The following is a 12311-nucleotide window of genomic DNA, read 5'->3' on the forward strand; positions in this document are numbered from 1 at the left end:
CCGGAAGCGGATTATGGCACGCCGCGCCCGCCGGATTCAGCGCGACGGCGCCCGCCGGCGGAGCCGCTCGGCCAAAGCGAGGCCGAAGAGCATCAGCGCTCCCGCGTTCGCCGTGGCGGCGGCGAGCGCCGGCCGGCCTTGCCCGACGATCAGCTCGAGGGGACGGGTCGCGAGAAGCACGACCGCGATGCCCGCGAGCAGCCTCCGCGCGTCCACCCAACCGCCGGCTTCGTCGCCGGCCGGTCGCAGCAGCCAGAGCGCGAGCGGGATCGCCAGGACGAAGTAGTGGACCCAAACCAGCGGTGACGAGAGGAGGGCCACGAGACACCCGACGCCAAGCGGCACGAACTCGTCGGAGGACGCGGCGCCGTTCCCGGTCCGTCCCCGCTCCCTGCCGAGCGCGAGGACCGAGAGCGAGGCCGCGAGCAGGAGGAGCGCGAGTACGGGCGCGATCTTGACGCCGGCGGCATCTCCCACGAGGTGGGCGAGAGAGAAGTTCCCGATTCGGACACCGATGATCTCCCCGGGCATCGACCGGAGCGCCGAGATCCACGAGGCCCAGCACCGCGGCCCGCCGAAGAAGATCGACGAGGCCGCGAAGGCGCCCGTCACGGCCAGCGCGAATCCCGCCGACGCGCGGCGAAGCGTCGCGAATCGGCGGTCGAGCGCCCACGCGACCGCCATCAGCACCGCGACGAACGCGAGGTTCGGCTTGAACGCCACCGCCGTGCCGAGGATCGCCCCGGCGGAGACGTCGCGCCAGGGGCGCCCCCTGAGGCCGAGGACCCCGAGGACCCCGGCGAGCAGCCCGAGCTGGATCCCGTTGACGTTTCCCACCCTCAGGTCCGAGCGCCAGGGCGCGTAGAGCTCGGTGAGAGCGACGATCGCCGACGCCGACGCCAGCGGCGGGTAGCGGAGCCTGTGGCAGAGCGCGAGAACTCCCCCGATCCCGCACGCCAGGCTCACGAGCACGAAACCGAGGTGGTCGGTGTCGTACCGGCCCGAGGCCAGGGTCCCCGTGAGCGTGTAGAGGAACGGCGTCGAGTAGGTCTCCAGCACCTTGCGGCGCGAGGCCGCTGCGGCCAGGCGGTCGGAGTGGTCTTCCGCCGTGAGCCCCAAGAGGACGTCGGCGCCGATCCTCCGTCGCTCCTCCTCGGAGTAGACGTCGGCGCCGGCGCCCGAGCGCGCGGCGGCCTGCCCAACCACCCAGAACTGGTAGTAATCGAGCCCGCGCCAGGTCCGTGCGTACGAGAGCCCCCGCACCACCGCGTAGACCACGGCGAGCGCCAGGAGGACGCGAACGCCCAGGTGGCGGACGGCCGGCACGGGGACGGCGGTTTCCGGCCGGCGGGTTGCCTCCGGAGGACGTTTCCGCTTCGAGTCGCTCACCGGTCGGGGATTATAGGCGCGGGGGCGCACCTCTCGACCCGCTCCCCGAGCGCCTCGACGAAATCCGGCGGGAGCGGGGACGTCACCTCCCTCTCGCCTCCCTCCGGGGACTGGAACACGAGGCGCGCGCAGTGGAGGAGGTGCCTCGGCGGCCCCCCCTCGTCCTTCCGGGCGTCCCGAACTCCCTTCACCATGTCGAGGTAGTCCCGGTCCGGGCGGCCGTAAAGGATGTCCCCCAGGACGGGGTGTCCTATGGCGGCGAGGTGGACGCGGAGCTGGTGGCGGCGCCCCGTCCGTGGGAAGAGCCGAACGAGAGTACGGTCGGCGAGGCGCCGCTCGACCCGCCACGAGGTCTCCGCGGGTTGGCCTCCCTCGCCGGCCTCCCGGCGCACGTGAACCCACGAGCCCGAGGCGTCCGCGATCGGGAGCGAGATCGTACCCTCGTCCTCCCCGACGACGCCGCGGACCAGCGCCAGGTACTCCTTTCCCACTCGGCCACGCTCGAACGCGGTCGAGAGCGCCCGGGCGGACGCGGGGTCCTCGGCGATCAGAAGCACACCGCTCGTCTCCCGATCGAGGCGGTGCACGAGACGAAGCCGCTCCCGTCCCTCCTGCCGACGGAGCATGCGGATCAGGCTGTTCTCCCTGACGCTGTTCACCGGGTGCACCGGGATCCCGGCGGGCTTGTCGACCGCGAGCCAGCCCGCGCCCTTCGCCAAGATCGGCAACGTGATATTGAGCGGCGTCTCCGTGATCGGCACCCACCCGACGACCACCCGTCCTCCGGGGCGCACCGGGGTCGCCGGTCGGGCCGTGACTCCCCAGGACAACGTCACCCGGTCGCGGATGGCGCGCTGGACATAGGCGCGCGAGACCCCCGGGATCCTCTCGTTCAGGAACCGGTCGAGTCGCTTCCCGCGCTCCCGCTCTCCGACCTCGAAGACCGTGGTGGGCTCGCTCATCGGAGCCGCCAGGCGACCGCCCGGAGGATCGGTCCGTTCGCCTCGGGCATCTCGAGGGCCCCGAGCGCCGGAGGTTCGACCCACCTCCAGTCGCGCCCCCCGTCCACGACGACCTCGCCGGCGGGCTCGCGCACCAGGAACGCGTGGAGCCGGACCGAGCGATCCGGATACGCGTGGACGACCAGGACCAGGGGCTCGGCGGACCCGCCGGAGAGCCCCGTCTCCTCGCGGAGCTCGCGAAGCGCCGCGGCGGCCGGATCCTCTCCTTCAGAGATCTTGCCCCCCGGGAACTCCCAGAACCCGCCGAGGTGAGAGCCCGGACCTCGACGCGCGACCAGGACGAGGCCGGCACGGACGGCCACCGCCACTGCGATCTCGACGGCAGGACGATCGTCGGGGTTCACGCCCGACACCCGCTGGCCCGCGGCCGACTTCGGCCCTAGCCGGCGCGGCGGAAGACGCAGGAGACGACGGTCCGGTCGTCGCCTCCCATGCTCACCATGAGGCCGTACGGCCTGCGGCTCGCCACGGCGGCCTGGCAATCCCCCGCGGTGCCGGTGAGCTGCCGGAGGAGGTCCACCGCCATCCGCACGCCCGAGGCCCCGGTCGGGTGCCCGTAGCCGATGAGTCCCCCCGCCGCGTTCATCGGGGTCGGCCCGTCGCGGCGCGTGGCCCCGGAGAGCACGTAGTCGGCCCCCTCCCCCTGCCCCGCCAAACCCACCGCCTCGCAGGCGAGGATCGCGGTGATGGTGAAGCAGTCGTGCACCTCGAGCACGCCGACGTCCGCGATCGTGATGCCGGCCATGTCGAGGGCCTGCCGCACGGCCCGCCGTGTCGTGTCGAGCGCCGCGAGGTCGTCGGGCCGGGCGGTGAGATCCGCCACGGCGTGTCCGAGTCCGACGAGTTCCACGGCGTCCCCGGGCTTCCGCCCGGTCTTCTGGAGTCCCTCCTTCGAGACCGCCAGCACCGCGGCGCCGCCGTCCGAGACCTTCGAGCAGTCGAGGACGTTGATGTGCTCGCAGAACGAGCGGGGGTTGGGCGGCATGCCCTGGTGCGCAGCGAAGAGGTCCTCGGTCGCGTTGTGATACTCCTGCGCCATCGGGTTCCGCCTCCCGTTCTGAACCGCTTGCTCGTACCAACGGCCCATCGCGGCCCAGGTCTTCTCGGCGCCGTACCGCTTCTTGTACTCGCCGGCGCGCTCCGAGAACTTCGCCGGGAAGAAATACGCGTGACCGTTCTTCCGCTCGCCCGCGTAGTGTCCCGCCCCCGCGAGGATGTCGGCGCCGTAGATCGCCTTGACCGTGTTCTGCACCTCCACCCCGATCGCGAGCGCGACGTCGGCCTGCCCTGAGAGCACGCTCTTGACCGCGGTGACCACGGCGAGGCCGCCCGACGCGCACGCCCCCTCGACGCGAATCGAGGGCTTGTAGACGAACGAGGGGGCGACCAGGGCGAGCATCGCGCCCAGGTGCCCCTGGTGATTGAATCGCGCTGCCATGAAGTTCCCGACCACCCCTTCGTCCACCACCGACGGGTCGGCGGCCTGGGACACCGCTCCCCTCCCCGCCTCGGCGATGTAGTGCTCGAGGCCCGGACGGGGCTTCTTCGGGTGGAACTCCTTCCTCCCGGTTCCGAGGAACACGGTGGAGGCGCCGCAGACCAGGTAGACCGGCTTCGTCAGGGCTTTCATCGGCCATCCCTCCCGCCGAACGTCGTCACGGACAGAACTCGTTGATCGGGCCGTAGAGATGATAGAAGCCGCTGGTGAGGACGCCGTTGACGTCCTCCGGCCTCGCGGCGACCCCCGAATCCACGAGCCCGCCCGCGATCTCGCGCGAGCGCCTGAGGTACGCCTTCCCGATCAGGGCGCCGGGGGTGTCCATCTTCTCCAGAGCGGCGAAGTGGGACTGGATCGCGGCATCCCGGTCGGGGGCGCCGGAGAGCGCCTTCCATCCTCGGTACCCCTCGGGAAGCCGGCCGAGATGCGCGTCCGCCTCCGCGGTCCACCCTTGGGGATCGACGGCGACGTACGCTCCGGCATCGAGATCGTAGGCCGACGCGATGCGCCCCTTCTCGTATCCGAAGAACCCGGGCTTCTGGGAGCCGTCCGGGTTCTGGCCGCCCAGCACCTGCCGGACGACCATTGCGTCGATCGTCGGGTCCGTGAGCTCCTCGTCCAGGAACTCGTTCATGACGTCCTGGATGAACTTGAACACGTCGATCCCGACGTAGTCGATCAGCTGGAAGATCCCCATGGGGCGGACCAGCCATTCCTGGCTGACCCGGTTGACCATGTGGACGGCCTTCACCCAACCGTGGGCCTTCGCGAGCCGAGCCGCCTCGCCGAGGCCGTGGAGCCCATCACGGATGAAGTGGCCGTTCCCGATGAACCCGGCGACGTCCCGGGACGGGATCAAGGTCTTCCTGAGTCTCTTGCCCAGCTCCGATGCGACCGCCGCGACGTCGTCCCTCGTGGCCGCGCTCCGAATGATCTCCACGAGCTTCTGCACCGGAGGCGGATTGTAGAAGTGGTATCCCAGGATGCGCCCTCCGAGGCCCGCCTCCCCGTCCAGGAGTCCGATCGGAACCGACGACGTGTTGGTGAGGAAGAAGGCGTCGGGGGCGCAGAGCCCCTTGAGGTCCTTGTAGACGGCGACCTTGACCGGGATCTTTTCCACGATCGCTTCGAACACGAGGCGGGAGCCCTTGACCGCGGAGAGCTCGGTGCTGGGCCAGACCACCGACTCGACGCGGTGGACGAAGTCGTCGATGATCTCCGAGTTCTCCACCAGGTCGGCGCGGTCGGCATAGAGCGCCCGGAGCCCGACCGCCCCTTTTTCAGCCGATTTCTGCGCCTGGACGTGGACGTACTCGCGGAGTGCCGCGAGGCCCGCCGGGCTCAGGTCCACGGCGTTCAGGCGAAACGTCTTGCCGCGGCTCTCCGGCTGGAGCGAGAGACGGGCCATCTCCTGTGCGAGCAGAAGCGTGATCCCGCTTCCCATCTTGCCCGCGGCCCCGATCACGGAAGCGACGGAGAGCCTGTCGTCGAGGTCGGTCGTCATGCAGGGTCCCTCCGGGAGCCGGCGCACCGCCCGCTGAGAGCGATCGTTGGGAGAAGGCGGATTCTCGCACGCCTCGGACCCCGCGGGCAAGGCGGCGAGAGGAAGCGCGGTGACCGGTCCCCGTTACCCCGGGGGCCAGGTCATCGCGCGGCCGCCGAGGAGGTGGAAGTGCAGGTGGGGAACGGTCTGCCCGCCGTCGCTTCCGCGGTTGGCGACGAGGCGCCACCCCCCGGCGTCGATCCGCTCGCGGACCGCGAGGTCCCGGGCCACCAGGAGCAACCGCGCCAGGAGCGGCGCGTCCCCCTCGGCCGCATCGGCCAGCGACGCGACGTGTCGGCGCGGGACGATGAGCAGGTGCACCGGGGCCTGCGGGTGGATGTCGCGGAACGCGACGATCTCCTCGTCCTCGTGGACGATCGTGCCGCGGGCCTCCCCGGAGGCGATCCTGCAGAAGAGGCAGTCCTTCACCGGATCCGCTCCACCGAGGCGCCCAGCGCGCGAAGCTTGGTCTCCATCGCCTCGTAGCCGCGGTCGAGGTGGTAGACCCGATCCAGCACCGTGACCCCTTCCGCCACGAGCCCAGCGAGAACGAGGCAGGCGGAGGCCCTGAGGTCGGTGGCCATGACCTGCGCGCCGGTCAGACGGCTCGGCCCCACCACCACCGCGGACCTTCCCTCGATCCTGATGTCGGCTCCCATCCGGGCCAGCTCACCCACGTGCATGAAACGTCGCTCGAAGATCGTCTCGGCGATCACCGACGTGCCGACCGCCTGGGTCATGAGGGTCATGTACTGGGCCTGCACGTCGGTGGGGTAGCCGGGGTAGGGCGCGGTCCTGAGGTCCCGCGCCGCCGGCGCCGCCGGTGCACGGACGGTGATCGTGTCCCCGCCCACCTCGAGCGGAACCTCCGCTCCCTCGAGCTGCCGGATCACGGCGTCGAGGTGGTCGGAGCGGCAGGACGCCACCTCGACCCGATCGCCGAGAAGCGCGCCGGCGACGACGTAGGTCGCCGCCTCGATCCGGTCCGGGATCACCCGGTGGCGGGCGCCGTGGAGCGACGGCCTCCCCTCCACCACGATCTCGTCCGTCCCCGCCCCGTGGATCGACGCCCCCATGCCGATCAGGAGCTCGGCCAGGTCCGAGACCTCGGGCTCGAGCGCCGCGTTGGAGAGGACCGTGGTCCCGTCCGCGAGGGTCGCGGCCATCATGAGGTTCTCCGTCCCGGTCACCGTCTTGTCCGGAAACGCGATGGACGCCCCGCGGAGGCGGCTCGCTCTGGCCTGGACGTAGCCGTGCTCCACCGCGACCTCGGCGCCCATCTTGAGGAGGCCGTCGATGTGCAGGTTGATGGGACGCTCGCCGATCGCGCATCCCCCGGGGAGCGATACCCGCGCGCGGCCGTGCCTCGCGAGGAGCGGCCCGAGGACGAGGACGGACGCGCGCATCGTCCTGACGAGGTCGTACGGCGCCTCGAAGGACGCGAACCGCTCGACGCGAACCGCGGCCCGGGCGCCTGCGGCGTCCACCGTGGCGCCGAGCTGCTCGAGCACCCTCAGCATCGTCCTGACGTCCCGCACGCGGGGTAGGTTCTCGACCTCGACCCGGTCCCCCGTGAGGAGGCAGGCCGCGAGCGCCGGGAGCGCGGCGTTCTTCGCTCCGCCGATCTCCACCCGGCCTCTCAGGGAGAGGCCGCCCGCAATGCGCAGTTTGTCCACGCGGAATGTCCTCGCGAGACGCCGTGGAGCGCCGCCTCGAACGCGCGTCGAATCATAGCACCCCCGCCGCGCCGCGCCGGACTACAATGCGCGTTCCGGCGCCGCGCCGCGGCCCGGCATCGAGGTGCCGCATGCTCGATCTCCATTTCGTGAGAGAACACACCGACCGGGTGGCCGAGGCGCTCAGGAAGCGTGGCTCGACGCTGTCGCTCTCTCCGTTTCGGGAGATGGACGAGAGGAGGCGGGGGGCGCTGGTCGAGGTCGAAGGGCTCAAGAAGCTCCGGAACGAGAGCTCGAAGCGGATCGGCCAGCTCGTGAAATCCGGCGGCGACGCGGCTCCCCTGAAAGAGGAGATGCGGCGGGTCGGCGAGCGGATCGCGGCCCTCGAGAAGGAGGTCGAGTCCGCGCAGGAGGAGCTCAAGGGGCTGCTCGCGGAGATCCCGAACCTCCCGCACGCGGACGTCCCGGAGGGAAGGTCGCCGGACGACAACCCCGTTCTGAGGACCTGGGGCGAGCCGCCTCGGTTCGAGTTCGAGCCGAAGGCGCACTGGGAGATCGGCGCCTCCCTCGGCATCCTCGACTTCGAGCGCGCCGCGAAGGTCGCCGGCAGCCGGTTCGCCGTCTACTTCGGCGAGGGCGCGCGGCTCGAGCGCGCGCTGATCCAGCTCATGCTCGACCTCCACACGAAGGAGCACGGCTACCTCGAGGTGCTCCCGCCGTTCATGGTCAACGCCGCCGCACTGTTCGGCACCGGCCAGCTCCCGAAATTCGAGGCCGACCTGTTCAAGGTCGAGCCCGGCGGGTACTACCTGGTCCCCACGGCGGAGGTCCCGGTCACGAACCTCCACGCCGGGGAGATCCTCGAGGGTCATCGGCTCCCGATCGCCTATTGCGCCTACACGCCGTGCTTCAGGAGCGAGGCGGGATCGTACGGGAAGGACGTCCGCGGCCTGATCCGCCAGCACCAGTTCAACAAGGTCGAGCTGGTCCGCTTTTCGCGGCCCGAGGATTCCTATCGCCAGCTCGACCTCCTGACCGCGCACGCGGAGGAGGTCCTGAAGCGGCTCGAGCTGCCGTACCGCGTGGTCGAGCTGTGCTCCGCCGATCTCGGCTTCTCGTCGGCGCGCACCTACGACATCGAGGTCTGGCTGCCGGGCCAGCAGCTCTACCGCGAGATCTCCTCCTGCTCGAACTTCGAGGACTTCCAGGCGCGGCGCGCGGGGATCCGGTTCCGACCGGAGCCCGGGGCCAAGACGGAGCTGGTCCACACGCTGAACGGCTCCGGGCTCGCGGTGGGGCGCACGGTGGTCGCGATCCTCGAGAACCACCAGCGCGCCGACGGCACCGTGACGGTTCCCGAGGCGCTCCGGCCGTACCTCGGCGGCCTCGAGCGTATCGAGGCGCGACGTTGACACCGACGCGGAGGGGTGGCCGAGCGGTTGAAGGCGCCGGTCTTGAAAACCGGAAGGCGAAAGCCTCGCGGGTTCGAATCCCGCCCCCTCCGCCAGGATCCGACACGTGCTCCGGCGACGGCCCCGCCTCCGATCCCTCGGACGGGGCGCACGCCCCCGCGGGCGCGACGGCCGGAGGGAGCGTCTTGGCTGCGCCGCTCTCCGCCGCGGCGGAAACGGCCCCGCTCCTCCGCCTTTCGGATCGAGCCGGGCTCGCGATCGTCCTCGCCGTGACGGCCGCGTGCCTTCTCCCGTTCCTGAACAAGGCCTACTACATCGACGACACGCTGTTCCTCGCGGCGGCGCGCCGGATCCTCGCAGCGCCACTCGACCCGTACGGCTTCTCGTTCAACTGGGAGGGGACCGTCGACCCGATGTCGACGACCATGAAGAACCCTCCGCTCGTGTCGTACTACGTCGCGCTCGTCGTGCACCTCCTCGGATGGGCGGAGCCGGTTCTCCACGCCGCCTTCCTCCTCCCGGCCCTCGCGGTCGCCGCCGGGACGTTCCGGCTCGCGCGCCGCTGCTGCCGAGAGCCGCTCCTCGCCGCCGCTGCGGCGATGCTGTCCCCCGTGTTCCTGGTGTCGGCGACCAGCGTGATGTGCGACGTCCCGATGCTCGCGTTCTTCGTCTGGGCCGTCGTCCTCTGGGTCGACGGGATTGAACGCGACGACTCGCGGCGGCTCGCGCTCGCGTCGGTCCTCGCGGCCCTCGCGTTCCTGTGCAAGTACTTCGGCGCGAGCCTCGTTCCGCTCCTCGCCGTGTACGCGATCGCGAGGCGCGCGCGCGCGACGCGGTGGGCGCCGTGGCTCCTCGTGCCGGCCGGCGCCGTCGCGGCGTACTCGCTCTGGACGCGCGCGCTGTACGGGCGGTCGCTCGTGTTCGAGGCGGCAACGTTCGCCGCCGAGAAGAAGATCTGGGCCGGGAGCCCCTTCTGGATCAACACCCTCGTCGCCCTGGTGTTCGCCGGAGGATGCCTCCTCCCGGCGGGAGCGCTCGCGGCGGCGTACCTCCGGAAGTGGATCGTCGGCGGCGCGGCGGCGCTCGCCGCGGCGGGGGGAATGTACGCCTGGCGAGTGACGGCGGTCCCGGGGCGGAATTTGGTCGACGCCGCGGAGGCGGGCGCCGTCGGCCTCCACGTAGGGGTCTTCTGCTTCCTGGGTCTGCTCGTCTTCGCGTTGGCGGCGGTCGAGCTGCGCGGCTTCCGCGAGCCCGTCACGCTCCTGCTCGTGTCCTGGGCCTTCGGGACCTACGTCTTCACGGGGTTCCTCAACTGGACGATCAACGGGCGGTCGCTGCTGCCGATGGCGCCGGCCGCGGCGATCCTCGCCGCGAGGTGCGTGGAGGCGCGCCCGGCGCGCCGGCCCCGCGCGCGGAGGATCGTCCTCGGGAGCGTCGTGGGCGCCACGGCGCTCGTCACCGTCCTACTCGCCGCCGGTGACGCGCTCCTCGCGAACTCGGCGCGGGAGGCCGCGGGCGTCTTCACGAATAGAATGCGCGCCGACCGGGCGCGTTACCTGTTCATGGGGCACTGGGGCTTCCAGTACTACATGGAGCGCGCCGGGGCCGAGCCGGTGAACTTCGACGCTCCCGCGCTGCGGCCGGGGGACCGGATCGTCGTGCCGAAGGCCTCTGCCCGCGCGCTCCCCGTCCCCCCCGTCGCAGAGCGCGAGGACCTCGACTTCCGCGTCCCCGGGTGGTTCGCGACCGTCTCGCCCGACCGGGGGGCCTGCTTCTACGCGCACCTGATCGGCCCGCTCCCCTTCCGCGTGGGGCCGATCTCGCCCGAGAAGTACAGGGTCGTCACGCTCGCGCGGTGACGCCGAGGGGACCGTTGACGGGGCCCCCGCTTCCGCTACAATTCCCCTTTCGTCCGCGCAGGAGCGCGGATCGCCGGGATCGCGGAGAGGTGCCGGAGTGGCTGAACGGGACGGTTTGCTAAACCGTTGAAGGGGATTAAACCCCTTCCGAGGGTTCGAATCCCTCCCTCTCCGCCAGGAACTCACGGAGCGAGAACGAGGCGGAAACCATGACCACGCCCAACGACTCCGCCGACCGGCCCCGTCCCGGCGATCCTGGAGCGGCCGGCACCGCCCCCCCGCAGGACTTCATTCGGGCGATCATCGAGGAGGACAACCGGACCGGGAAACACGGGGGCCGCGTCGTGACGCGCTTCCCTCCGGAGCCCAACGGCTACCTGCACATCGGCCACGCGAAGTCCATCTGCCTCAACTTCGGGCTGGCGAGCCAGTACGGCGGGAACTGCAACCTCCGCTTCGACGACACGAACCCCACGAAGGAAGAGGTGGAGTACGTCGAGTCGATCCAGGAGGACATCCGCTGGCTCGGCTTCGACTGGGAGGACCGGCTCTACTACGCGTCCGACTACTTCGAGCGGCTGTGTCTCTTCGCCGAGCAACTCGTCCGCGAGGGGAAGGCCTACGTCTGCGACCTCACCGCCGACGAGGTCCGCGAGCACCGCGGCACGTTGACCCGGCCCGGGACGCCGAGCCCCTACCGCGACCGCCCGGCCGAGGAAAGCCTCGACCTCTTCCGGAGGATGCGCGCCGGGGAGTTCCCGGACGGCACGCGCACGCTCCGGGCGAAGATCGATATGGCCTCCCCGAACCTCAACATGCGGGACCCGGTCCTCTACCGGATCCTCCACGCCGATCACCATCGGACCGGCGGCGCCTGGTGCATCTACCCGATGTACGACTACGCGCACCCGCTGTCGGACATGATCGAGGGGATCACGCATTCCGTCTGTACCCTGGAGTTCGAGGATCACCGCCCCTTCTACGACTGGGTGCTCGACGAGCTCAGAACGCCCTGCCACCCCCAGCAGATCGAATTCGCGCGCCTGGCCCTGAACTACACGGTGATGAGCAAGCGCAAGCTGCTGGAGCTGGTCGCCACGGGGATCGTGAGCGGCTGGGACGACCCCAGGATGCCGACCTTGAGCGGACTGCGGCGCCGCGGTTACACCCCCGAGGCGATCCACGACTTCTGCGACCGGATCGGCGTGGCGAAGCGGGACAGCGTGGTGGACATCGCGCTGCTGGAGCACTGCCTCCGCGAGGACCTGAACCGGAGGGCGCAGCGCGCCATGGCCGTCCTCCGCCCGCTCAAGGTGGTTCTCGAGAACTACCCCGAGGGGCTCGTCGAGGAGATGGAGGTCCCGAACAACCCGGAGGATCCGGCGGCAGGGTCGCGGAAGGTGCCGTTCTCGCGCGTCCTGTGGATCGAGCGCGACGATTTCCGGGAGACGCCGCCGCCGAGGTACTGGCGCCTCTTCCCGGGAAACGAGGTGCGGCTGCGCTCCGCGTACCTCGTGAGGTGCGCGGGAGTCGTCAAGGACCCGCGCACCGGAGAGGTGGCCGAGGTCCGCTGCACGTACGACCCGGCCACCCGGGGAGGGAACGCGCCCGACGGACGCAGGGTCAAGAGCACGATCCACTGGGTCTCCACCGCTCACGCCGCCGATGCCGAGGTTCGCCTCTACGACGCGCTCTTCACGGTCGAGGATCCCGCGGCGGTTCCGGAGGGAGCCGATTGGAAGGCCACCCTGAACCCGAATTCGCTCGAGACCCTCCGAGACGCCAAGGTCGAGTCGATGCTCCTCGCGGCCCGGCCCGGCGACCGGTTCCAGTTCGAGCGGCTCGGCTACTTCTGCGCGGACACCGGCGACTCGCGGCCGGGAGCGCCGGTGTTCAACCGGACCGTGACGCT

At 70.9% G+C, this 12311-nt stretch carries 10 protein-coding genes and 2 tRNA genes; 5 read left to right on the plus strand and 7 right to left on the minus strand.

Annotated elements, in window-relative coordinates; genetic code table 11:
• Positions 1–36 precede the first annotated feature (36 nt).
• The 7 genes from LAO51_11380 to murA form a co-directional block, all read right to left on the minus strand.
• A complete protein-coding gene (locus LAO51_11380) occupies positions 37–1326 on the minus strand; it encodes a hypothetical protein (protein ID MBZ5639340.1) in 1290 nt (429 codons plus the stop codon).
• Positions 1327–1385: 59 nt separating this feature from the next.
• Entirely contained in the window at positions 1386–2351 is a 966-nt protein-coding gene (locus tag LAO51_11385; protein MBZ5639341.1) for an RluA family pseudouridine synthase, read from the minus strand.
• Positions 2348–2755: a (deoxy)nucleoside triphosphate pyrophosphohydrolase gene (locus LAO51_11390; protein ID MBZ5639342.1), complete on the minus strand. Its 408-nt coding sequence runs from the start codon at positions 2753–2755 to the stop codon at positions 2348–2350. The genes LAO51_11385 and LAO51_11390 overlap by 4 nt, the downstream gene beginning before the upstream one ends.
• A 35-nt stretch (positions 2756–2790) precedes the next feature.
• Positions 2791–4041: a 3-ketoacyl-CoA thiolase gene (locus LAO51_11395; protein MBZ5639343.1), complete on the minus strand. Its 1251-nt coding sequence runs from the start codon at positions 4039–4041 to the stop codon at positions 2791–2793.
• Positions 4042–4066: 25 nt separating this feature from the next.
• Positions 4067–5413 carry a 3-hydroxyacyl-CoA dehydrogenase family protein gene (locus LAO51_11400; GenBank protein MBZ5639344.1) on the minus strand — a complete coding sequence of 449 codons (1347 nt, stop codon included), beginning with the start codon at positions 5411–5413 and terminating at the stop codon, positions 4067–4069.
• A gap of 123 nt (positions 5414–5536) precedes the next feature.
• Entirely contained in the window at positions 5537–5881 is a 345-nt protein-coding gene (locus LAO51_11405) for a histidine triad nucleotide-binding protein (GenBank protein MBZ5639345.1), read from the minus strand.
• On the minus strand, positions 5878–7128 hold the full coding sequence (murA, locus tag LAO51_11410; GenBank protein ID MBZ5639346.1) for a UDP-N-acetylglucosamine 1-carboxyvinyltransferase: 1251 nt from the start codon (positions 7126–7128) through the stop codon (positions 5878–5880). Before murA ends, LAO51_11405 begins: the two co-directional genes overlap by 4 nt.
• Before the next feature lie 131 nt (positions 7129–7259).
• On the opposite strand from murA, the gene serS reads away from it, so the two are divergent.
• The 5 genes from serS to LAO51_11435 form a co-directional block, all read left to right on the plus strand.
• A complete protein-coding gene (serS, locus tag LAO51_11415) occupies positions 7260–8540 on the plus strand; it encodes a serine--tRNA ligase (protein MBZ5639347.1) in 1281 nt (426 codons plus the stop codon).
• Positions 8541–8549: 9 nt separating this feature from the next.
• Positions 8550–8635: transfer RNA gene (locus LAO51_11420), tRNA-Ser, on the plus strand.
• A gap of 90 nt (positions 8636–8725) precedes the next feature.
• Positions 8726–10399: a glycosyltransferase family 39 protein gene (locus tag LAO51_11425; protein ID MBZ5639348.1), complete on the plus strand. Its 1674-nt coding sequence runs from the start codon at positions 8726–8728 to the stop codon at positions 10397–10399.
• Between the two features lie 83 nt (positions 10400–10482).
• Positions 10483–10576 (plus strand) — tRNA-Ser (locus tag LAO51_11430).
• Between the two features lie 32 nt (positions 10577–10608).
• A partial coding sequence (locus tag LAO51_11435; protein MBZ5639349.1) for a glutamine--tRNA ligase/YqeY domain fusion protein occupies positions 10609–12311 on the plus strand: 1703 nt, incomplete at its 3' end.

This window comes from Terriglobia bacterium, from assembly GCA_020073205.1.
Lineage (GTDB): Bacteria > Acidobacteriota > Polarisedimenticolia > Polarisedimenticolales > JAIQFR01 > JAIQFR01.